Annotated in this window: 18 protein-coding genes, 1 other RNA gene and 1 pseudogene; 12 read left to right on the top strand and 8 right to left on the bottom strand. The window is 62.7% G+C overall.

Features of this window, described 5'->3' with window-relative positions:
- Positions 1–140: 140 nt before the first annotated feature.
- Entirely contained in the window at positions 141–1361 is a 1221-nt protein-coding gene (locus AC0L3H_RS13140; protein ID WP_287065047.1) for an alanine racemase, read from the top strand.
- 151 nt (positions 1362–1512) lie between these two features.
- Here AC0L3H_RS13140 and AC0L3H_RS13135 read toward each other — a convergent pair.
- Positions 1513–2243, bottom strand: a pseudogene (locus AC0L3H_RS13135) (SDR family oxidoreductase).
- 130 nt (positions 2244–2373) lie between these two features.
- Between AC0L3H_RS13135 and AC0L3H_RS13130 the strand changes: the two are divergent.
- The gene (locus tag AC0L3H_RS13130) at positions 2374–2841 is read left to right on the top strand and encodes a LysR family transcriptional regulator (protein ID WP_473585731.1); all 468 of its coding nucleotides are present in this window, start codon (positions 2374–2376) and stop codon (positions 2839–2841) included.
- A 175-nt stretch (positions 2842–3016) separates the two neighbouring features.
- Here the strand turns inward: AC0L3H_RS13130 and AC0L3H_RS13125 are convergent, their stop codons facing one another.
- Both AC0L3H_RS13125 and AC0L3H_RS13120 read right to left on the bottom strand, forming a co-directional pair.
- On the bottom strand, positions 3017–4195 hold the full coding sequence (locus tag AC0L3H_RS13125; protein WP_473585730.1) for a lytic murein transglycosylase: 1179 nt from the start codon (positions 4193–4195) through the stop codon (positions 3017–3019).
- 79 nt (positions 4196–4274) lie between these two features.
- Positions 4275–5066 (bottom strand): glycoside hydrolase family 25 protein, encoded by a 792-nt coding sequence (locus AC0L3H_RS13120; RefSeq protein ID WP_473585729.1) that lies wholly within the window; start codon positions 5064–5066, stop codon positions 4275–4277.
- Between the two features lie 223 nt (positions 5067–5289).
- Here AC0L3H_RS13120 and AC0L3H_RS13115 point away from each other — a divergent pair, with 223 nt between their 5' ends.
- A complete protein-coding gene (locus AC0L3H_RS13115; RefSeq protein WP_473585728.1) occupies positions 5290–6669 on the top strand; it encodes a serine hydrolase domain-containing protein in 1380 nt (459 codons plus the stop codon).
- A gap of 543 nt (positions 6670–7212) precedes the next feature.
- Here AC0L3H_RS13115 and AC0L3H_RS13110 read toward each other — a convergent pair.
- The 3 genes from AC0L3H_RS13110 to AC0L3H_RS13100 all read right to left on the bottom strand — a co-directional run bounded on the left by AC0L3H_RS13110 (position 7213) and on the right by AC0L3H_RS13100 (position 13239).
- Entirely contained in the window at positions 7213–7899 is a 687-nt protein-coding gene (locus AC0L3H_RS13110; RefSeq protein ID WP_473585727.1) for a class I SAM-dependent methyltransferase, read from the bottom strand.
- Positions 7896–9143 carry a BtaA family protein gene (locus AC0L3H_RS13105; RefSeq protein WP_473585726.1) on the bottom strand — a complete coding sequence of 416 codons (1248 nt, stop codon included), beginning with the start codon at positions 9141–9143 and terminating at the stop codon, positions 7896–7898. The genes AC0L3H_RS13110 and AC0L3H_RS13105 overlap by 4 nt, the downstream gene beginning before the upstream one ends.
- Before the next feature lie 82 nt (positions 9144–9225).
- Positions 9226–13239 carry a hydantoinase B/oxoprolinase family protein gene (locus tag AC0L3H_RS13100; protein WP_473585725.1) on the bottom strand — a complete coding sequence of 1338 codons (4014 nt, stop codon included), beginning with the start codon at positions 13237–13239 and terminating at the stop codon, positions 9226–9228.
- 200 nt (positions 13240–13439) lie between these two features.
- Between AC0L3H_RS13100 and AC0L3H_RS13095 the strand changes: the two genes are divergently transcribed.
- The 3 genes from AC0L3H_RS13095 (at position 13440) to AC0L3H_RS13085 (ending at position 15447) form a co-directional block, all read left to right on the top strand.
- A complete protein-coding gene (locus AC0L3H_RS13095; RefSeq protein WP_023798723.1) occupies positions 13440–13640 on the top strand; it encodes a hypothetical protein in 201 nt (66 codons plus the stop codon).
- 329 nt (positions 13641–13969) lie between these two features.
- Positions 13970–14689 (top strand): J domain-containing protein, encoded by a 720-nt coding sequence (locus tag AC0L3H_RS13090; protein ID WP_023798724.1) that lies wholly within the window; start codon positions 13970–13972, stop codon positions 14687–14689.
- Positions 14686–15447, top strand: coding sequence for an N-acetylmuramoyl-L-alanine amidase (locus AC0L3H_RS13085; RefSeq protein WP_473493948.1), 762 nt, complete (start codon positions 14686–14688; stop codon positions 15445–15447). Before AC0L3H_RS13090 ends, AC0L3H_RS13085 begins: the two co-directional genes overlap by 4 nt.
- Before the next feature lie 164 nt (positions 15448–15611).
- On the opposite strand, the gene AC0L3H_RS13080 is transcribed toward AC0L3H_RS13085, so the two are convergent.
- Positions 15612–15968 (bottom strand): hypothetical protein, encoded by a 357-nt coding sequence (locus tag AC0L3H_RS13080; protein WP_473585724.1) that lies wholly within the window; start codon positions 15966–15968, stop codon positions 15612–15614.
- 7 nt (positions 15969–15975) lie between these two features.
- Between AC0L3H_RS13080 and AC0L3H_RS13075 the strand changes: the two genes are divergently transcribed.
- The 4 genes from AC0L3H_RS13075 to AC0L3H_RS13060 all read left to right on the top strand — a co-directional run bounded on the left by AC0L3H_RS13075 (position 15976) and on the right by AC0L3H_RS13060 (position 17805).
- The gene (locus tag AC0L3H_RS13075) at positions 15976–16458 is read left to right on the top strand and encodes a lytic transglycosylase domain-containing protein (RefSeq protein WP_329609676.1); all 483 of its coding nucleotides are present in this window, start codon (positions 15976–15978) and stop codon (positions 16456–16458) included.
- 69 nt (positions 16459–16527) lie between these two features.
- Positions 16528–16925: RNase P RNA component class A (gene rnpB / locus AC0L3H_RS13070), an RNA gene on the top strand.
- A gap of 305 nt (positions 16926–17230) precedes the next feature.
- Complete coding sequence (locus AC0L3H_RS13065) at positions 17231–17506, top strand: type II toxin-antitoxin system ParD family antitoxin (protein ID WP_473585723.1); 276 nt, start codon at positions 17231–17233, stop codon at positions 17504–17506.
- On the top strand, positions 17503–17805 hold the full coding sequence (locus tag AC0L3H_RS13060) for a type II toxin-antitoxin system RelE/ParE family toxin (RefSeq protein ID WP_473493951.1): 303 nt from the start codon (positions 17503–17505) through the stop codon (positions 17803–17805). Before AC0L3H_RS13065 ends, AC0L3H_RS13060 begins: the two co-directional genes overlap by 4 nt.
- A 9-nt stretch (positions 17806–17814) precedes the next feature.
- On the opposite strand, the gene AC0L3H_RS13055 is transcribed toward AC0L3H_RS13060, so the two are convergent.
- A complete protein-coding gene (locus AC0L3H_RS13055; RefSeq protein ID WP_473585722.1) occupies positions 17815–18942 on the bottom strand; it encodes a cystathionine gamma-lyase in 1128 nt (375 codons plus the stop codon).
- A 427-nt stretch (positions 18943–19369) separates the two neighbouring features.
- Between AC0L3H_RS13055 and mraZ the strand changes: the two genes are divergently transcribed.
- Complete coding sequence (mraZ, locus tag AC0L3H_RS13050; RefSeq protein ID WP_473585721.1) at positions 19370–19828, top strand: division/cell wall cluster transcriptional repressor MraZ; 459 nt, start codon at positions 19370–19372, stop codon at positions 19826–19828.
- Complete coding sequence (rsmH, locus tag AC0L3H_RS13045) at positions 19825–20856, top strand: 16S rRNA (cytosine(1402)-N(4))-methyltransferase RsmH (protein WP_023798731.1); 1032 nt, start codon at positions 19825–19827, stop codon at positions 20854–20856. The genes mraZ and rsmH overlap by 4 nt, the downstream gene beginning before the upstream one ends.
- Positions 20857–20859: the final 3 nt, after the last annotated feature.

The raw sequence follows: 20859 nt of genomic DNA, 5'->3' as shown, positions 1-20859 counted from the left end.
GCCACCCGAAACCAGATCAGTGGACTAGCATTGCATCATCTGCCGTAGCGCCGCAGCGTCAGGGGTGCGAGACACAGAATTGTTTTCATTCCCGCATAGGTTGGATTAATTGTGCGCAGTCTAAGCCAAGGGATTCGTCCATGCAGCAATTCGAAAATGCGCGCGAAGCGGCGCTGGCGCTTCGCCCGGACGATCCGATCTATTGCTTCCGCCCGCAGGTGCTGAAGGCGGACGCCAGGCAGTTCATGGGCATGTTTCCCGGCAAGACCGCCTATGCGGTCAAGACCAACGGCGAGCAGATCGTGTTGAAGGCGCTGGTCGAGGCCGGCGTCGGCGCTTTCGACGTGGCCTCGCCCGGCGAATTCGCCGCCGTGCGCGCGGTCTCGCCGGACGCCGAGATGCTCTACATGCATCCGGTCAAGGCACAGTCGGACATCAAGCTGGCGCTGGAGAAATATGGGATCCGGGTCATCTCGCTCGACCACGAGGACGAGATCACCAAGCTGACCCGCGTGGTGCGGGCGCTCGATATCGATCCGGGTGCGATCACCGTGTTCGTGCGCATCCAGACGAAAGGATCGGCCGCCTACGAACTGTCGAAGAAGTTCGGCGCAGGACCGGCCAATGCGGTCGAACTGGCCGAACGGCTGAACCGGACCGGCTACAAGGTCGGGCTATGCTTTCATGTCGGCAGTCAGATCGAGGATCCCGACACCTATGAGCGGGCGCTGGCCTCGGCCGACTGGGTGCGCAACCGCGTCAGCTTCGACATTGCCGGGCTCGACGTCGGCGGCGGTTTTCCCGCCGAATACGGCCATGATCCCAACCGCAAGCAGGTCGAGATGCCGTCGCTCGGCCAGATCATGTCGCGGCTGTCGGGCGATCTGAAGGAATACCAGTTCGACCAGATGCCGCTGGTGGCGGAGCCGGGCAGGGTGATCGTGGCGCGCTGCCTGTCGCTGATCGTGCGCGTGCTGCTGCGCAAGGGCAAGCGGCTCTATATCAATGACGGCATCTGGGCGTCGCTGTCGGATTCATGGACCGGCAAGATCACGCTGCCGGCGCGCTTCATTCCAGACCCGGCGATCCGCTCGCGCAACGGCGAGGAGAAGACCATCGTGCCGTTCAAGGTGTGCGGCGCGACCTGCGATTCCGTCGACATCCTGTCGCGGCCGTTCTGGCTGCCGGAAACGGTCGATACCGGCGACTGGATCGAGATCGGCCATATCGGCGCCTATTCGCTGTCGCTGAGGACACGGTTCAACGGCTTCTATCCCGACACGTTTGTCGAGGTGACGACGCCGTTCGATGAGGGCGATGCGCCACAGGGGTTTGCTAGCCTGGAGACGATGGCGGATTAGTGAATGGTGAATGGTGAATAGTGAATAGTGAATAGTGAATAGTGAATAGTGAATAGTGAATAGTGAATAGTGCGTAGTCAGTAGTCAATAGTCATTAATCAGCGGTGACTGCCTAATTCCACTGCCCCTACCATTCACTATTCACTACCCACTAAGCAACGCCGCCGCCGGCCTGGATGTTCTCGCCGGTCAGCCAACGGCCCTCGTCGGAGGCGAGGAAAACCGCGACATCGGCAACATCGCGCGGCGCTCCGATCCTGCCGAAGGGCGACATCCCGGCGGCGATCGCGCGATCCCGCTGCGGGAGCAGGTCGGTGTCGGTAAAGCCTGGCGAAAGCGCATTCACGGTAACGGAGCGCGGTCCGAGTTCGCGAGAGAGGACGCGGACGAACTGCTCGACGGCTCCTTTGCTGCCGAGATAAAGGGCGGTCTGGGTGAAGAACATCTTGGTTCCACCGGTGGAAACCGCGATGATGCGGCCACCGTCGCGCACGCGGCGCGCCGCTTCCTGAAGCGTGAAGAAGGTGCCTTTGGCATTGGCGCCGAAGACTTGGTCGAAGTCGGCTTCGGTGGCCTCGACGAACGGCTTTATGACGGCGACGCCGACATTGGCGACGACGATGTCAATCGCGCCCATCTGCTTCTCGGTTTCATCGAACAGCCGGCGAATGTCGGAAGCGCGGGAGATATCGGCCTGAATGGCGACGGCTTGCCGCCATTGTCGCGTATGGCAGCAACGGCTTCCTGAGCGGCTTTCTCGTTGCCGACATAATTGACGACCACGGCCGCGCCGTTTGCCGCGAGCCCCTCGACGATGGCGCGGCCGATGCCGCGCGAACTGCCGGTCACGAGCGCGATTTTGCCTTCAAGCGAATGATACATAGCTGTCCCTTTCTCGTCTGGCTACGGCCGTTCCAAATTGAGCGGCGGCGTTCCATGTGGAAGTTAGGGGCATGCTATTGATCAGATAATAGCCTATGATCGAACAGGCTTGTTAAGTCTGGAGTACATGATGCGAGGGACCGAGTTTTCCGAGCTGAAGGCGTTCGCGACGATCGTCGAGGAAGGCAGCTTTGTCCGCGCCGCGGCCAGGCTCAGAATTTCGCCGCCGGCGCTTAGCCAGACGATACGCGGGCTGGAGGAGCGTGTCGGTGTCCGGCTGCTCAACCGCACGACCCGCAGCGTGTCGCCGACCGCTGCAGGCGAAACGCTGTTTGCCCGCCTCGCTCCGGCATTCAGCGAACTCGAAGGGGCTGTCGCCGACGCGCATGCATCACGCGATCGACCGGCAGGCTCGCTGCGTATCAATGTTCCACGCATCGGTTCGGCCGTGGATCGAAACCGGCAAGCTCATCCGTTTTCTCGAAGCCTGGTCGCCGAGATTTCCGGGTTTTTATCTATATCATACGAGCTCCCGGCAGGTTCCGCCGGCCTTGCGTGTGTTTATCGACTTCCTGCTTGCCAGGCGATGACGGATTAGTGAATGGTGAATGGTTAATAGTGAATAGTGAATAGTGAATAGTGAATAGTGAATAAGTCAGTAGTCAGTAGTCAGTAGTCAGTAGTCAGTAGTCAGTAGTCAGTAGTGAGTACCTAGTTCCACTCACCACCATTCACCATTCACTACTCACTACTCACTACTATTCACTAACCTGCTACAGCTTCGCCAAAAGCTCTGGTGTCGGCCAGCCGTCGACCGGCAGGCCTAGCCGCATCTGCTCCTTGCGGATCGCCTCGCGGGTGTTGGTGCCCAGGATGCCGTCGACTGTTCCCACGTCATGGCCTCTGGCCTCGAGCTTTGTCTGCAATGCCCTCATCTGGTCGCCGTTGAGGCCGGGTTCGGGATTGCGCGGGTCGAATTGCGGCGCACCCGCCAGCCGCGCGGCGAGATTTGCCGCGGTCAGCGCATAGGTGAAGGACTGGTTCCATTCGAGATAGACGTCGAAATTGTCGTAGACCAGGAAGGCTGGCCCGTTGCGGCCCATAGGCAGCGCGAGGCCTGCCTTCAGGCCGTTGTCGGCAAGCGGCGTGCCGTTCGGGTTGGTGACGCCCCACTGAGCCCATTGCGTCAGCGGCAGCTTGTTGGTGCGGCCGGTCTGGTCCCATGGCAAGTCGTCGGGCACGCGGACTTCCTCGATCCAGGGCTGGTCGCGTTTCCAGCCGCGCGACGTGATCTTGTTGGCGGTGGTCATGATCACATCAGGCGCGCTGCCGCGCAGGTCGATCACTTCGTCGCCGTCGCCGTCGACGCCTCGGCCGAGATAGTCGGAAGGCAGCATCTGCGTCTGGCCGATTTCGCCCGCCCAGGCGCCGGTGACGTCGGCCGGGACCACGCCGCGATCGATCAGCGTCAACAATGGCACGATCTGGGACCGGAAGAGCAGCGGGCGACGACAGTCGTGAGAAAGCGTGACCAATGCATTCAGCGTTTGGAAATCGCCCTGAACGGCGCCGAAATCGGTTTCCAGCGCCCAGAAGGCGGCAATGACCGGGGCCTGAATGCCGAATTCGCGATCGGCGCGGGCAAACACGTCGGCATATTTCTTTAAGATGACCGCGCCCTGCTTCAGCCGATAGGCCGATATCATGCGGTTCGAAAACTCGATGAAGGTCTGGGTAAAGACGCCTTGGGCGCGATCGCGCGCCAGCACCTTTCCATCGAGAGCGGCGGTTTCCAGCGCCTCAAGTCCGGCAGTGCCGATGCCGGCGTTCTTCGCCTCGGCCGCAACGCCCTGCTTCCATGCCTCGAAATCGCCGCCGCATTGCTGTGCCACCGCCGGCGCCGCCGTGGCGGCCAGAAACAGCGCCGCGAGAATTTCCAAGCGCAATCGCATCGCCATCCTCCGAGAAGATTACCGGCGGTTGCAGGCGTCCTTCATTGGCTGTGTCGAAAAGCAGGCTGCAGGCCCGCTGTCAACGGGTGTTCTGCCGCAGCCATTTGTTCCAGGTGGCTTCCGTGCCGTTGAACACGTTGATATCGGCCTTCCCTGAGATGCCCGGCACAATACCGGTTCCGGTGTACTGCCAGAAGGTGAACGGGTGGCTGCCGTATCTCTTGCGCGGGTGGCCGGCCACCGAACGCAGCCAGTAGGGATAGCCGCGGAAGGCCGACAGGCCGTTGTCATCGAAGAAATCGATCGAGGTGTAGATGATCGGCTTCTTGCCATAGTGCTTTTCGACGATTTCGAGGAAAGTGCTCATCTCGCTGCGCACCGTGGCCGCATTGGGACGCAGCTTGCAGGTCGGCGATTGCGGGTTCCATTCCATGTCGAGAACCGGCGGCATTGCCGAGCGGTCTCTGGGCACGTTCTGGATGAACCAGCGCGCCTGCGTCGCGGCCGGTGTGCAGAAATAGTAGAAATGATAGGCGGCGCGCGGGATTCCGGCGGCTTTCGTGCGGCTCCAATGCTCGTTGAAATATGCGTCGAAGCGATCGCCGCCTTCCGTCGCCTTGATGAAAACGAAGGAAATGCCGCTGGCCCTGGCCGCCGGCCAATCAACCGAGGTCTGGTATTTGGAGACGTCGGTGCCGTGAACGGCATAGCTCCAAGGGGCGCCGCTGTCCCACTCATGCGGGTCGGAGTCGTCAAAACGGGGTGCGCGCACCGCAACGCTCGGGGCGCTCGATGAGGGAGGCGCAAGATCGTCGACGGTCGAGCAGGCGCCCAGCAGCGTCAGCAAGATGAAAGCCGCGAAACGGCGCATCGCTACTCCTGAACCGGTTTCAGCCGGCCGCTGATGGGTTGTTGCTGCAGGTGGTCCCTCGACCGTGCCCCCAAGCGATCGCCCCACAGGACCGCTCTCCTATCCCTGGTATATCGCTGATCATGGTTGATATTCCGTTGACAGCGCTCGACCAGAACCGCGATTTTGCCGAAGCAATGACGGCAAATCGATGGCATAGATGAGCGTCCGGGGGAATCGGAAAATGCAGATTGCTCTGAGGCTGGTGAAGTGGCTGCTCGGGCTGGCCGTATTGGCGGTCGCAGCACTCGCCGCCTGGCTTTACATCGCGCCGCCGGAACTGATCCGAGTCGGCTCGGGTTATACGGCCAAGATCGTCTGCTCGAATGTCTTCATCGCCGGACGCGATGCCGATGAGGTGCTCGCAGTCGACGTGCAGGCGCCGGGCCATCCACTGCTGCGGCTGATGAGGATGTCCGTCGACAAGGAACAGGGCACGGTTTGGGCCGGGCTATTCGGCGTGTTCGGCAAGAGCGTCGCCGTCGTTCGAGACGGGCTTGGCTGCACCGCGGTTCCGGGCGGCGACATCGCCCGGGCCAAAGCAGTCGCCGGGCCGGCGCTGACACCGGCGCCGCGGCTCGACGCGCTCTGGCCGGAGGGCGACAAGGTCGACGCATCGCAAAACCCCGAGATCGCGAAAATCCTCGACGATCCTGCGATGACCGGCGCCGGTATGCGGGCGGTGGTGGTGGTCAAAAACGGCCGCGTCATCGCCGAGCGTTATGGCGCAGGTTTTACCGAAAAGACGCCGTTGCTTGGCTGGTCGATGACCAAGACGGTCAATGCCGCGATCGTCGGCGCGGTGGTGAAGGACGGCAAGATGGTGATGACCAACCAGGGCCTGTTCGGACCCTGGAAAACGGACGGCCGCGCCGCCATCAGTCTCGCCGACATGATGGCGATGTCGAGCGGGCTGGAGTTCAACGAGGATTATGGCGACGTCACCGACGTGACGCGGATGCTCTATCTCGAGCCTGATATGGCGGGCTTTGCCGGATCCAAGCCGCTGACCGGCGAGGTGGGCAAGGTATTTTCCTATTCAAGCGGCACGGCAGCGATGCTGTCGCGGCTTTGGCAGGATGCGATCGGCGACAAGAACAAGGCGCTGGCGTGGCCAAGGATTGCACTGTTCGACCCACTCGGCATGCAGAGCGCGGTACTGGAGACCGACGAGCACGGCACCTTCGCCGGCTCGTCCTATCTCTACGCCACCGCCCGCGACTGGGCGCGCTTCGGCCAGTTCCTGCTGCAGGACGGTGTCTGGAACGGCCAGGAGATCCTGCCTGCGGGCTTCGTCGCCTGGATGCGGGAAGCCGCACCCGCCTCGAAAGTCTATGGCAGGGGCCAGGTGTGGATCGAGGGTCCGGGCGACGAGGAGAGCCCGGGCGCCGGCACCGCTGCGGGCCTGCCAAGGGATAGCTATTGGATGGAAGGCCATGACGGGCAGACGGTCGCCATCATCCCCTCGGAGCAGCTTGTGGTGGTGCGGCTCGGCCTGACGCCGGCCAAGCTCGGCTACCGGCCGCAGAAGATGGTGGCAGCGCTGGTGAAGGCGCTGCATTAGAGGAATGCGGCGATCGCTCGCCGCAGGGTCTATGCAGCTGTCGCCAAAGGCCGTGCACGATCAACACGCGCCCGCCCGTCGGGCGAGGAGCGAAGCGACGCGACCGATCTTGGGATTCCGTGACCTTGGAGCGCTGCTGAGGTGCAGAACCTTCGATCGCGGAGCGAGGCGCCCCCCTCTGTCCTGCCGGACATCTCCCCCACAAGGAGGGAGATTGGCAGCTCGCGCGCCTCACCCTTCTTTCAACGTTGAAGATTGGCGAAGCCGGACGCGACATCTGATCTCCCCCCAAGTGGGGGAGATGTCCGGCAGGACAGAGGGGGGCGCGACGGATCACTGCTGTTTTCGTTCTGAGCCGCTGCATTCTTCGGCTGATGTCACGGGATGGATCCCAGGTTCTGCGCCGTGTCGCTTCGCTCCTTGCTTGACCTAGGATGACGAAGGCGCGGGGGCTTATGGCTATTCGCAGACGTTGGAGATTGGCGGTTGCAGGCCGGTCGTCAGCGCCCGTCAGTCAAAAGCCAAATCCTCCGTGCTGAGGAGCTAGACGGCGATCTTGATCACAGCCAGCCAGGCGTAACCGCGAAAAAGCGTTCTAAACCGAAGGGTTCCGCCGATCTTTGCAGATTCCGATTCCAGGACGTCCCGCAGGGCCTCGCGCGGCTCGACGTGGAATTTTCTCAGCCAGCCGCGCAGCAGCGTGCGGAACCAGCGGGGCAGGGCTTCCTGCTGGCCGAAATCGACGACGTGCAGCGAACCGCCGGGTGACAGGGCCGCAAGTGCCGCGCAAATCGTCTTCTCCCAGCCGGGGATCATTGACAGCGAATAGGAGACAAAAATGCGGTCAAAGCTTTCGACGGAAAATAGCGCCTTCGCGTCGAAATCAGTGGCGTCGCCGCGCGCCAGCTTGGCGCGGCCGGAGAGACCTTCGCGGGCAATGGCAGCGGTGGCCGTTTCCAGCATCTCGGCTGAAATATCGAGACCGAAGAAGCGCGCGTCGGGATAAAGCCGGGCGGCGAGGACGATGTTGCGGCCGGTGCCGCAGCCAAGCTCGAGCACGGTGCCGCCGGCGGGCACATTCAGCCCCGCGATCAGCCGGTCGCGGCCGAGCAGGTAGTATTTGCGGGTCAGGTCGTAGACGTGGCGCTGCCAGCGGTAGACGCCGTCCATCAGTTCGCCGTGCCCGGCCGGCGGTTCGCCGTGCCTGGCCGGCAGGTCGGTCGCGCTCATGCGGCTTGCTTCACATAGAGGTGGAAGCCGCCATAGATGGCCGAACGGTCGCGGGCCGAGAATTCGCGCGAGGCCTCGTCCGCATAGCTCCACTCGTCGAGCAGCGACTTCGAGACCCGGCCGGGCAACAGGCTGGGTTCGGCCGCCGTGCGGAAGATGACGCGAGCAGCGGTCGACGCGGTGCGGGTGATCTCGGCCCACAGCGCATTGAGCTGGTCGTCGGTCATCCAGTCCTGCGCGTCGAGCAGGACGAAGCGGTCGACTGAACCGGCCTCCCTACCGGCAAGGAATTCGATCAGATTGGCATGGTGGATGGCGACGCGGTCGACATTGTTGCGGATCGCCTGGTAGTTGCGCTTTTCGAGATAGGCAGGCAGCGCCGCCTCGCCGGGATTGGGGTAGCGGCGGGCAAAAGCCTGCCAGGCGAAATAGTTGTTCTCCAGCGGAAAGTCGCAGGCGAGCTTTTCCAGCCGGGACTTCAGCACGCTGGCCATGGTGCCGTCGCCCGAGGTGATCAGCGAATCGTACTGCGCCGGCGGAATGCCGAGGCCGAACAGCGAGGCTTTTCGCGATGTTGCCCATTTCAGCAGCGGTTTTTCGAAAACCGGCGCCAGTTCCTCGTCGAAGAAGCGGCGCTGGTCGACGAGGCTTTTGGCTTCCATGATGCCGGCCGGATCGACGCCGAAGAATTTGGCGGTGCGATGGCCCATGGCAATGAACAGGCCGAGCAGCCCGGTCTGGTAAAAATTGCTGTCGAAGACGGCGATGCGGCGACGCCGGCGCCAGTTGCGATGTTCCCAGTAATGACGGCTGACCGGGTCGAGATGCGGCGCGATGAAACGGTCGTAGGCTTGCGAATTGTGACGGGTCTCGGCAGCGCCGAAGAAACGGAACAGGTCACCCTGCGACGGCAGATGGCGCACCGCTTCGAGCTTCATGCGGTTCAGCGCGATATGGGCGGCGTTGAGATCGACGGCGTCGATCCGTTCCGGTGACCGGGTGAGATAGGCAAGGATGTTACAGCCGCCCGAGGCGATGGTGACGACGCGGTGGCCCTGGCCAAGCTGCATCGCCTCCATGTCGACGTCGGGGTCTTCCCAGATCTGCGGATAGACGAGGCCGGAAAACAGCAAGGCGAAGAGCCGCTCGGAGAGGCCGGCCTTCGACAGCGGGCGGTTCTGGTAGACGGCCTTGCCAACTTGCTTGCCGCGGCGAAAAACCAGTTCTCCGGAAATGTCGGTCATGGCAAGGCGATTCCCCGTTTGCTTTGCCGCAAGCGGGTAGCGCAGGTGAATGACAGGCCGGTGACAGTCTGTTGAGGCGAGTTCAGGTCTTGCCAAATCCGCCCGGCGTCGGCGTCGTCACGATGACGGCCTCGCCGGCCTTGAGCAGCGTCTGGTCGCAAGCCTTCAAAACTTCGATGCGGCCATCCTTGCGACGGACCTTGGTCGAGCCGACCTCGCCATCGCCGCCGCCGTCCAGGCCTTGCGGCGGGCGGTTGCGATGTGAGGACAGGATCGCGCATTCCATCTTTTCGAGGAAACGGATGGTGCGCTCGGTGCCGTCGCCGGCACTCCATTTGCCTTTGCCGCCGGAGCCTTCGCGGATGTGGAAATCCTCGAGCAGGACGGGGAACCGCAACTCCAGCACTTCCGGGTCGGTCAGGCGCGAATTGGTCATGTGGGTGTGGACGCCGGAGGTGCCGGCAAAGCCGCGACCGCTGTTCATCCGGCCTGCCGGCGAGCCGGAGCAGATCGTCTCGTAATACTGGTACTTTTTGTTGCCGAAGGTGAGGTTGTTCATCGTGCCTTGCGCATTGGCCATCGCGCCCATGGCGCCGAACAGCGCATTGGTGACATGCTGCGAGGTCTCGACATTGCCGGCGACGACCGCGGCCGGGTAGGTCGGCTTCAGCATGCAACCTTCGGGAATGATGATGTTGATCGGTCTCAGACACCCGGCATTCATCGGGATCATGTCCTCGACCATGACGCGGAACGCATAGAGCACGGCTGCGCGGGCGACCGGCTCGGGGGCGTTGAAGTTGTTCTTCATGACCGGCGATGTGCCGGTGAAGTCGACGGTTGCCTCGCGCTTTTGCCGGTCGACCGATATCTTCACCTTGATGATTTGGCCGGTGTCGGTCGGATACTCGTATACGGAGCTGTCGGGCAGCCGCTCCAGCACGCGGCGCACGCTTTCGGCGGCATTGTCCTGGACATGGCCCATATAGGCCTCGACCACGCCAAGGCCGAAATGCGCGACCATCTCGCGCAACTCGGCAACGCCCTTTTCATTGGCGGCAATCTGCGCCTTGAGGTCGGCGATGTTCTGGTGCGGATTGCGCGCCGGGTAGGGGTGGCCGGTGAGCAGCGTCTCCAGCTCCTTCTCGCGGAACCGGCCGCGATCGACGATGCGGAAATTGTCGAACAGCACGCCTTCCTCGTCGACGGTGGTGGCGAGCGGCGTCATCGAGCCGGGCGCCGTGCCGCCAATGTCGGCATGATGGCCGCGCGAGGCGACGTAGAAGAGGATCTTTGGCGATTGGCCGATCTCCCCCCTTGTGGGGGAGATGCCAAGTGGTGACAAAGAGGGCAGGGCAGAGGGGGGCAACGTCGAGCGCTCAGCTTCGCGGTATGCCGGCTCGCCAATTGGAGGCGTTGGCGGGACAGCGCCCCCCTCTGCCGGCTTCGCCGACATCTCCCCCACATGGGGGGAGATTGGGCGCCCATCCTCAAAGACCGGCGTCACCACGGTGATGTCAGGCAGATGCGTGCCGCCATTATAAGGCGCATTCAGTGCAAAGACGTCGCCGGGGTGGATGTCGCCGGAGTTCAGCCGGATGATGGTTTCCACCGAACGGTCCATGGAGCCGAGATGCACCGGCATGTGCGGCGCATTGGCGACCAGCGCGCCATTGCGGTCGAAGACGGCACAGGAGAAATCCAGCCGTTCCTTGATGTTGACCGAATAGGCGGTGTTTTGCAGCGTCACGCCCATCTGTTCGGCGATCGACATGAACAGGTTGTTGAACACCTCCAGCATGACCGGATCGGCCTCGGTGCCGAGCGCCGCCAGCCGGCGCTTTTTCTCGATGCGACGCAGGAGCACGTGGTTCCTGGCGGTGATTTCGGCCTGCCAGCCCGGCTCGACGACGATGGTCTGGTTCGGTTCGATGACCAGGGCAGGGCCGCCTAGCTTGTGCCCCGGTTTAAGCGCCTCGCGGCGGAAAATGCCGGCGTCTCGCCAGGTGCCGTCGATGAAGATTTGCCGATTTTCCGAAGGGCTTGCGGCGATGTCCTCAAGGATTGAATCACTTTCCTCACGGCGGGCGTCGCCGCTGTCGATTCCTTCGACGCCGACCGATTCCACGATCATCGGCTTGTCGTCATAGACGAAGCCGAACTGCGCCTTGTGGGCGGCTTCGAAATCCGCCTTGGCCCGTGCGATCGAACCGTGCCCGAAATTCACCGGCAGCGCGGTGTCGGTGCCGTCGTAGCGGATCTGCAGCACCGGTTTCGAGGCGACGGCGTCCTCGGCAATGCCTTGCGCGGCAAGCTCGTCGATGACGGCGTTGCGCAGCGTCGCGATGAGCTCGTCGATTGCCGGCCTGGACACTTCCGCCAGCAGTTTCAGCAGCGCCTGCTGGCGCGACGAAAAAATCGAGGACAATCCAATGCCATAGGCCGACAGCAGGCCGGAGAAGGGATGGATCAGCACCGCCTCCATGCCGAGTGCGTCGGCAACGAGGCAGGCGTGCTGGCCGCCGGCGCCGCCAAAACAGTTCAGGAGATACTTGGTGACGTCGTAGCCGCGCTGCACGGAAATCTTCTTGATGGCGTTGGCCATGTTTTCGACGGCGATGGTGACGAACCCTTCGGCGACCGCCTCCGGCGCGCGGCCGTCGCCGATTTCGGCGGCGAGTGCGGCGAATTTCTCGCGCACGATTTGCACGTCGAGCGGCTCGTCCTGGCCGGGTCCAAAAATGGCCGGGAAGAAGTCGGGCTGCAGCTTGCCCAGCATGACATTGGCGTCGGTGACGGCCAGCGGGCCGCCGCGTCGGTAGGCGGCCGGGCCGGGATTGGCGCCGGCCGAATCCGGCCCGGCGCGAAAACGGCCGGCCTCGAAGTGCAGGATGGAGCCGCCGCCGGCGGCGACGGTGTGAATGCGCATCATCGGCGCGCGGATGCGCACGCCGGCAACCTCGGTGTCGAAGGCGCGCTCATAGTCGCCGTCATAATGGGCGACGTCGGTTGAGGTGCCGCCCATGTCGAAGCCGATGACCTTGTCGAAACCGGCGAGCTTTGCTGTCTCGACCATGCCGACGACGCCGCCGGCCGGACCGGACAGCAACGCGTCCTTGCCCTGGAACATATCGGCGGCGGTAAGGCCGCCGGATGACATCATGAACATCAGGCGAGGGGATTCCCTCCCCCTCGTGGGGAGGGTGGCGGTGAAGCCGCCGGGAGGGGTCGGTTCGACTGGGTTCGACGCTCTGGCGGTGCCTTCTGAGATGACACTCTCTGGCTGCTGCGCAGCCTGCCCTTCGCTATGGCTCCGGGCGTTCGTCGCTGAAAAAGCCAAATCGTTGGCTTTTTCTCGGCCTTTGGCCGACCGCTCCTCACCCCCCTCGAGGGGGGAGAGGACGCCCAGCTCTTCCGCCACCCTCTGCACATACCTTGCCAGAATCGGCGACAAATAGGCGTCGACCACGGTCGTGTCGCCGCGGCCGACCAGCTTGATGAGCGGCGAGATCTCATGACTGACCGAGATCTGCGAAAACCCCAGTTTCCTGCAGACTTTTGCAACCGCCTTTTCGTGGTCGGGATATTTCCAGGCATGCATGAACACGATCGCCACCGCGTCGATGCCGTCGGCCCTGGCTTGTTCGATGGCCGGGCGCATGGCGGCGATGTCGAGCAGCCTTTCGACGCGGCCGTCGGCGCGCACGCGCTCGTCGACCTCGATGACGCGCTCGTTGAGCTGTTCGGGAAGGATGATCTGCTTGGCGAAGATATCGGGCCGCGCCTGATAGGCGATCCTCAGCGCGTCGCGAAATCCCCTGGTGATGAGCAGCAGCACACGGTCGCCCTTGCGCTCCAGAAGCGCGTTGGTGGCAACGGTGGTGCCCATCTTGATGTCGCCGATCAGGCCGGATGGGATCGGCGCGCCGGATTTTAGCCCGAGCAGATCGCGAATGCCCTGGATGGCGGCGTCGGCATAGGCTTCGGGATTTTCGGATAGCAGCTTGCGCGGGTGCAGCCCGCCTTGCGGGTCCCGGCCGATGACATCGGTGAAGGTGCCGCCGCGGTCGATCCAGAAATCCCATTTGACGGTCACGGCAGCTCTCCCGGGCATTTTATTGATTCAAATGTGCTAATTCGCCATGGTCTGGTGTTAATTCGCCATGGCTTCGCCGGCAACGCAAAAGCAGATGATGTTACATACGGAAATGCAACGTTATGAAACCCATGGGGCATTTGGTGCATTCTGTCCTCGATCGTCACCGGTAGCGGAGGCGTGATTAGAGGAGAGATGTCATGAAGAAACTCATTCTTGCGTCGGTTTCGGCGCTTGCCCTGCTTGGCGTTGCGGCTTGCAGCGACAGCGGCACGGGCGGGGACGCTACCACCACGCAGAGCACCAATCCGCCGGCGAACGAACAGCCGATGCAGCCGGCTCCCGACGCGACCAAGCCGGCCGAGCCGGCTCCGGCACAGCCATCTGCGCCGGCGCAGTAATTCTTATGTGATGAACGGAAGGCCGGCATCCTGCCGGCCTTCTGACTTCAGGACAGTCTTCTTGCGGGCAGCCGCCGCAAGCTCGGTTTCGCGTGTCACTTTTTGGCCCAGCAGAAGGGGCCGAAATGGCGAGGTGACGAAGGCTTGCAGTTTCGCGCGCCATGGCCGTTGCTGCCTGCTAATTTCCATGATTGACGGTTGCGCCAGCTGCTCAGGGAGGCCGCCTGCTCAGGAGGGCGCGAAATCGGCTGGGCCGGCCCTGCGGCATTGTCTTCAGCTTGATAGCGGTGGGCTTGATAGCGGCGGCCAGTTAGCCCTAATAGGTGCCCATGTCGATTTGGGATCGCCTCGGCGACTTCATCACCCGCGTTTCGTCCTCAACCTCGTCCGGCGTCGCCGACGTGGTCGAGGCTGTGCGCACGGTTTTCTCCGGCGACCCCGACCTGCGCCGGCGCGTCGCCTTCTCGGTGGCGATGATCGCGCTGTCGGCCAAGATGGCCAAGGCCGACGGCATCGTCACCCAGGACGAGGTGCGCGCCTTCCAGCAGATATTCGAAGTGCCGAAGGAGCAGACGCGCAATGTGGCGCGGCTCTACGATCTGGCCAAGCGCGACATCGCCGGCTTCGAGACCTATGCCGCGCGCATGGCGCAGCTTTGCGGCTCCGGCCATTCGAACTGCGCGATGCTGGAGGACATTCTCGACGGGCTGTTCCATATCGCCAAGGCCGACGGGCTGGTCCACGAGCGCGAAGGTCAGTTCCTGCATCGCATCGCCGAGATCTTCCGGATCGAGGAGGCGCATTACCAGAGCATTCTGGCCCGGCACGTCGATCTGGGTGCGGCCGATCCCTATGTCGTGCTCGGCATCGAGCGGGGAAAAACCTTCGAGGAGGTCAGGAAGCGTTACCGCAAGCTGGTTTCGGACAACCATCCCGACCGGCTGATCGCACGCGGCCTGCCGCAGGAATTCATCAAGATCGCAACCAGCAGGATAGCGGCGATCAACGCGGCCTATGAGATGATCGAACGGGGCCTGCGGCACGCATGAGCGGCTTCCTGCCCGACGAGCCGAGCGCCGAGGTCAGGGTATCGCCGAATTTCGGTCCACGACGCGAGACAGTCGACATGATCGTGCTGCACTACACCGGCATGGAGACCGGCGCCGGCGCCGAAGCCTGGCTGTGCGATCCAGCCAGCGAGGTTTCGTCGCACTACCTCGTCCATGAGGACGGTCGCATCGTCCAGATGGTCAGGGAAAGCGACCGTGCCTGGCATGCCGGCAAGAGTTCCTGGTTCGGACGTAGCGACATCAACTCCTGTTCGGTCGGCATCGAGATCGTCAATCCGGGACATTCGCTGGGCTACCGGAATTTTCCGAAACGGCAGATCGATGCCCTGATCGGCCTGTGCAAGGGGATTGTTCAGCGCCATTCCATCCCGGCTCAACGGGTGCTCGCGCATTCCGACGTGGCGCCAGGACGCAAGATCGACCCGGGCGAGAGATTCCCATGGAAGGCCCTGTTCGAGGCCGGTGTCGGCCATCTTGTCGAAGCGGCATCCGTCAGGCGCGGCGCGGTGCTGAAGGCCGGCGACGCATCTGCCGAGGTCGAGGCGCTGCAGTCGATGCTGGCGCTCTACGGTTATGGCGTGGAGATATCAGGCGCTTTCGACCGGCAAACCGAAATCGTGGTCGAGGCTTTCCAGAGGCATTTCCGGCAACGCAAAGTGGATGGCGTGGCCGACGGATCGACAATTCGCACGCTGGAACGGCTGCTTGGCTCGGTGAGGGCAGTTCCGTCCAAGTAGTCTTTTCCTGGCTGTAAGTTACAGCCTGTCATTTAAAGTGACTTGCCCCGCCTTTTTTGCCGCCAATTCGACCGTCAAAGGCGATCCGTGCAAGTTGTCGGACCTACAGCCTCCCAAATGTTCCGACGTTGATTGGCGTAGCTGCGTGAAGTTCTTCGCGCGGTTCAAACAGAACAGGATCCCATGCAGAAATTGACCGTTTTAACGGCAGCTGTTGCTGCCGGCGTAATGACTTTTGCCATCGGTGCGGCCAATGGCGCGCCTTTGAGCCAGCGGGCCGACCAGGGTTTCATGACCGCGTCCGATAAGACTGCCACGCCGAAAGCCGGGCAAGATGCCGGAGAAAAAAGGACAGCCTCCGCAAAGGCGAAAAAAGTTGCTGTGGTGAAAGCGAAAAAGCCAGCATCCGCAAAGGCGGAAAAGGTCTCTGCAAAGAAGGCAGTCGTTGCAAAGAAGGCAGTCGTTGCAAAGAAGGCAGTCGTTGCAAAGAAGGCAGCCGTTGCAAAGAAGTCAGTCTCCAAGCGGCATGTGAAGCGCAACAGGACCCGCATCGACCAGGCGACGACGGCGTCGATCGGCCGGCAAAGCCGGGCGGCGGCGCCGAAGCCGGCGGCCGCTGGCGATAGCGGCCAGTATTCGACGATCATCGAGCGTCATGCGGCCAGCAATGGTGTGCCGGTCTCGCTCGCCAAGGCCGTCATCATGATCGAGAGCAGGTTTCAGCCGAACCAGGTCGGCCGCGCCGGTGAGATCGGCCTGATGCAGATCAAGCCGTCGACGGCGCGGATGATGGGTTACAGCGGCTCGATCAAGGGTCTCCACGATCCCGAGACCAACATCAAATACGGCATGAAATACCTCGCCATGGCGCGCAACCTCGGCGACGGCACGACCTGCGGCACGATCCTGAAGTACAATGCCGGCCATGGCGCCAAGCGGATGAACCCGATTTCCGCGGCCTATTGCGGCAAGGTCAAAGTGCAGCTGGCCGCGCTTGGAGCGCCGGCGTAATAGATCGTAATAGACTGGGACCTGCTTTTTTGTTTGCGTTTTCGAATGTGAATCCCTTTATACGCCTTGCCAGCTGGCCGGGCGGCCGCACCCGCGAAGCCGAAAGGCTGCGGGTGAGGAAAGTCCGGGCTCCATGGAGACACGGTGCCGGTTAATGGCCGGCGGGGGCGACCCTAGGGAAAGTGCCACAGAAAGCAAACCGCCACGATCCGTCGTGGTAAGGGTGAAAGGGTGGGGTAAGAGCCCACCGCGCGACTGGCAACAGGAGCGGCACGGTAAACCCCACCGGGAGCAAGACCGAATAGGGGCGGTGCGAGGGGAAACCCTCGAGGGCTGTTTCCGGCTCACCGCCCGGGTAGGTTGCGTGAGGCGCATGGCAATATGCGCCCAAGATGAATGGCCGCCACGTTCTCGCGCCGCAAGGGGCGAGGGCCATACAGAACCCGGCTTACAGGCCAGCTGGCAATTTTCGTCCAAATTCTACGTTTTCGTCCAGGTTCTTGGGGGAAACTCCCTGATATCAGCAGGTTGCGTCTTCGGGCGCGCTTGCTGGTTCAGGCGCTTCATTGACTGAATCAGCTTTTACTGGGCTGTGCATGGAGCAAGCGTTTCTTGAAACTGGTGCGATTAAATCGTACTTTCTTAAAGCGCGTCGCGTTCGACCGTCCTCTCGCGACGCGCTTTGGGTTGTTGTTTATGCATGTCGTTATCGCAGAACCGCTGCACACTTTTGCGCGACATGCATTAGTACGGGCAGTATCAGGAGCGCACCATGGGTCAGGTCGACAAGCGCAGCATCACGCTTTCGCCGGAATTGGCGGCGGCGGTCGACGATGTGGTCGCCGCAGGCGAATATGCTTCGGCGAGCGAGGTGATCCGCGACGCACTCAGGCAATGGAAGGACCGCCGTGACTTGCACGGCTACACGGTCGAGGAGTTGCGCAAGCTGGTGCAGGAGGGGATCGACAGCGGACCGGGACGATTTGCGTTGATCGATGAAATCAAGGCCGAAGCACGTAGACGATTGAAATCCGATAACGCAGCATGAATTTGCTGCCCATCGTCCGAACTGCAAATGCAGAAGAGGATTTGATCGCGATCTGGCTTCATATCGCGCGAGGCGACGAGGCTGCAGCGGACCGGCTGCTCGACCGGATCGAAGCGCGCTGGCAGCAACTGACGACTTATCCTTTCTCGGGCGCACCGCGCGAAGACATTGCGCCCGGCATCCGGCATCTGGTCGTCGGCGAATACCTCACCTTGTACCGTGTCGGCGAGGATGCAGTCGAGATCCTGCGTGTGCTGCATGGCCGGCGCAATATCGAAGCCGACGATCTGGCTTCGTGATCGGTTCGCTCAACCGTCGACGCCGTCTAGCCCCCGGGCCAGCGACGCATCGATCGCCTGCCAAAGCGCTTCCACCGGCTCGCAGCCGACCGACAGGCGAACAAAGCCGGGCGGCACCGCATCACCCCAGCGGGCGCGCCGCTCGGCCGAAGAGTGGACGCCGCCGAAGGAGGTCGCCGGCTGGATCAGCGCGCAGGCGCCGATGAACGCTTCGGCCCTGGCTTCACTCCCCAGGTCGAGGCCGACAAGGAAGCCGAAACGTTGCATCTGGGTGGTCGCCAGATTGTGCGAAGGGTCATCCTCCAGTCCAGGAAAGCGGACGGATTTCACGGCCCGATGATTTGTCAGGCGTCGGGCGATCAGTTCGGCCGATTTGCACATGCGCTCGAAGCGGACTTCCAGCGTCTCGAGGCCTCGATGGACCAGCCAGGCTTCGAATGGCCCGGGGATCGAGCCCGACAGTTTGCGCCACTCGCGGATGGCGGAGATGATCCCGGCGTCACGGCTGGCGACATGGCCGAACAGCGCGTCGGAATGGCCATTGGGAGCCTTGGTGTCAGCGGCAACGACGATATCGGCGCCGAGGTCGAGCGGGCGCTGACCGTAAGGCGTCATCGTGGTGTTGTCGGCGACGACCAGCGCGCCGGCCTCGTGCGCAAGGCGCGCCACGCCGGCCAGGTCGCAAATGTCCAGCCCAGGATTGGATGGGGTCTCGACGAACACCAGCCGGTAGCCGGAAAAACCGCCGTCCACAAAGGACTTGGTCGGTCGTGTGTCGAACGGGAGGTCGAAAGGTTTGAGGAAGCGCTCGGCAAGCAGGCGCGGCGTGTAGTAACCATCGGACGGCAACAGGATGCGATCGCCCGCCTTGAGCAGCGCGAAGAAGACCGCAGCGATCGCGGCCATGCCCGACGGGAACGCTACGGTCGGCGCGTCCTCGAGGTGGCCGAGCATGTCTTCCACCGCTTCCCATGTCGGATTGTCGTAGCGCCCGTACTGGCTGACGCCGGCCGGATTGCCGGGCAGATGGAAAGTGGTCGTCATTGTCAGCGGCAGCGAGACCGGGTCGCCCTTGGCGAGCTTGACGCCACGCAAATGGGCGAGGGTGGCCGCGCGCGACTTGGCTGTTTCGGACATGTATTTTCCACCTTCTGACCGAGAAAAGAACCTGTTTCTGACCGAGAAAAGACAGGCCAACGCTATGCGTGGTGGCGCTCCGCGGCAAGCCGCCTCCGGTCAGGCCAATCGGCTCTAAACGGTTCGTTAGGCTTAATGGAGCATAAACGCGGGAGTGCCGTCAAAGCTGCCCTCATCGGTTGTGGCGCGCGTTTTTGTGAAGCCTATTCCCGTTGACGCCCATAGTACCCCATGATATCCCATTCAGATATTCAAGCCTTCGTTCCGCGTCAGGGTGAAGCGTACGCCAATCGGGCAGCCGCGGCGGCTGCGCGTTCGCCTGTTTTTGCCGTCTGGAACGAAGTGAGTTTTGGGCAGGGACCGCGCTGCGGCGGCGCGGGCGGGAAGATGCAGAGGGGTGCGGCGGCGCAAGCGGCCGTAACGCGTAATGGACCGGTTTCTGTCAAGCGCGGTGAACAGGATCGATGCGAAGGGGCGGGTGTCCGTTCCAGCGCATTTCCGTGCGGTTGTGCAGAAGCGCGGTTATTCGGAACTCTATGCGCTGCGCTGCCTGGACCGTCCGGCGATGGATGTCGGCGGGCTCGACCTGCTCGACCGCTACGAGCAGCGCATCGCGCAGGAAGACCCCTTCCTGCAGACCTCGGACGACATGTCGTTCTTCTGCCATGGCGATGGAACCTTTCTCAAGCTCGATCAGGACGGCCGCATCTCGATGACCGATTTCATCCGCGAGCATACCGGCATTTCCGCAGAAGCGGCTTTTGTCGGCCGCGGCAATTTCTTTCAGATCTGGGAACCTGGACGGCTCACCGCCTATGGGGTGGAAGCACGCGCCCGGCTTCTGCAGCTTCGGCAGGGGACGAAGCCTGGGGAGCGGCCGGAATGATGGCGGGCTACGGCGATGACCCTCACGCCGTTGGCGGACCAGCCCGTCACATTCCGGTCCTCCTTGCCGAAGTGCTGGAGGCGCTTTCGCCCAAGACGGGCGAGGTGGTCGTCGACGGCACATTCGGCGCCGGCGGCTACTCCAAAGCCATTCTGGCGAGCGGCGCCTCGGTTGTCGCGATCGACCGCGATCCGGATGCGATTGCTGCCGGTCGTGTTCTCGAGCAACAATCGGGCGGCAGGCTCCGGCTTGTTCAGGCGCCGTTCTCGACATTGGACGAGCATGTCGAAAGCGCTGACGGCGTCGTGCTCGACATCGGCATCTCCTCCATGCAGATCGATCAGGCGGAGCGCGGTTTTTCGTTCCGTGCCGACGGACCGCTCGATATGCGCATGGCGCAGGCTGGCCTCAGCGCCGCCGATGTCGTCAACTCTTTCAAGGTGGGCGATCTTGCCCGCATCTTCGGGTTTCTTGGCGAAGAGCGCCATGCCGGCCGCATCGCCCGCATGATTGAAAGCCGTCGCGAAAAACATCCGTTCGAGCGCACGCTCGACCTTGCAGACGCCATTGAGACGCATATCGGCCGCGCGCCGAAGGACAAGATCCATCCAGCGACCCGCGTCTTCCAGGCGCTGCGCATTTTCGTCAATGACGAACTCGGCGAACTGGCCAAAGCGCTGTTTGCGGCTGAACGCGTGCTGAAACCGGGCGGACGGCTGGCCGTGGTGACGTTCCATTCCCTGGAAGACCGCATCGTCAAGCGCTTCATCGCCGATCGCGCCGATGCGGCGACCGGATCGCGGCACCTGCCCGAGGCGCAGGCGCGCAGCGCCACATTCAAAAAGGTGGGCAGCGGCGTGACGCCCGGTGAGGCCGAGATATCGGCCAATCCGCGGGCACGCTCGGCAAGGCTGCGCGCTGCGATCCGCACCGACGCGCCGGCGCGCGCCGGCGATTTTTCGATTTTCGGTCTTCCAAAACTTCCTGACCCAAAACTTCCCGGTGCCGAGCGGCCGGGAGAGAGGTGAGCA

It is taken from the genome of Mesorhizobium sp. WSM4816 (genome assembly GCF_055811535.1).
The sequence above is the reverse complement of the archived record's forward strand: the minus strand, read 5'-3'. Positions and strand labels throughout refer to the sequence as shown.

Excerpts from the sequence above, each read along its gene's own strand:
- AC0L3H_RS13140 (WP_287065047.1), top strand. The coding sequence starts at position 141 with ATGCAGCAATTCGAAAATGCGCGCGAAGCGGCGCTGGCGCTTCGCCCG.
- AC0L3H_RS13130 (WP_473585731.1), top strand. The coding sequence starts at position 2,374 with ATGCGAGGGACCGAGTTTTCCGAGCTGAAGGCGTTCGCGACGATCGTC.
- AC0L3H_RS13125 (WP_473585730.1), bottom strand. The coding sequence starts at position 4,195 with ATGCGATTGCGCTTGGAAATTCTCGCGGCGCTGTTTCTGGCCGCCACG.
- AC0L3H_RS13120 (WP_473585729.1), bottom strand. The coding sequence starts at position 5,066 with ATGCGCCGTTTCGCGGCTTTCATCTTGCTGACGCTGCTGGGCGCCTGC.
- AC0L3H_RS13115 (WP_473585728.1), top strand. The coding sequence starts at position 5,290 with ATGCAGATTGCTCTGAGGCTGGTGAAGTGGCTGCTCGGGCTGGCCGTA.
- AC0L3H_RS13110 (WP_473585727.1), bottom strand. The coding sequence starts at position 7,899 with ATGAGCGCGACCGACCTGCCGGCCAGGCACGGCGAACCGCCGGCCGGG.
- AC0L3H_RS13105 (WP_473585726.1), bottom strand. The coding sequence starts at position 9,143 with ATGACCGACATTTCCGGAGAACTGGTTTTTCGCCGCGGCAAGCAAGTT.
- AC0L3H_RS13095 (WP_023798723.1), top strand. The coding sequence starts at position 13,440 with ATGAAGAAACTCATTCTTGCGTCGGTTTCGGCGCTTGCCCTGCTTGGC.
- AC0L3H_RS13090 (WP_023798724.1), top strand. The coding sequence starts at position 13,970 with ATGTCGATTTGGGATCGCCTCGGCGACTTCATCACCCGCGTTTCGTCC.
- AC0L3H_RS13085 (WP_473493948.1), top strand. The coding sequence starts at position 14,686 with ATGAGCGGCTTCCTGCCCGACGAGCCGAGCGCCGAGGTCAGGGTATCG.
- AC0L3H_RS13065 (WP_473585723.1), top strand. The coding sequence starts at position 17,231 with ATGGGTCAGGTCGACAAGCGCAGCATCACGCTTTCGCCGGAATTGGCG.
- AC0L3H_RS13060 (WP_473493951.1), top strand. The coding sequence starts at position 17,503 with ATGAATTTGCTGCCCATCGTCCGAACTGCAAATGCAGAAGAGGATTTG.
- AC0L3H_RS13055 (WP_473585722.1), bottom strand. The coding sequence starts at position 18,942 with ATGTCCGAAACAGCCAAGTCGCGCGCGGCCACCCTCGCCCATTTGCGT.
- mraZ (WP_473585721.1), top strand. The coding sequence starts at position 19,370 with ATGGACCGGTTTCTGTCAAGCGCGGTGAACAGGATCGATGCGAAGGGG.
- rsmH (WP_023798731.1), top strand. The coding sequence starts at position 19,825 with ATGATGGCGGGCTACGGCGATGACCCTCACGCCGTTGGCGGACCAGCC.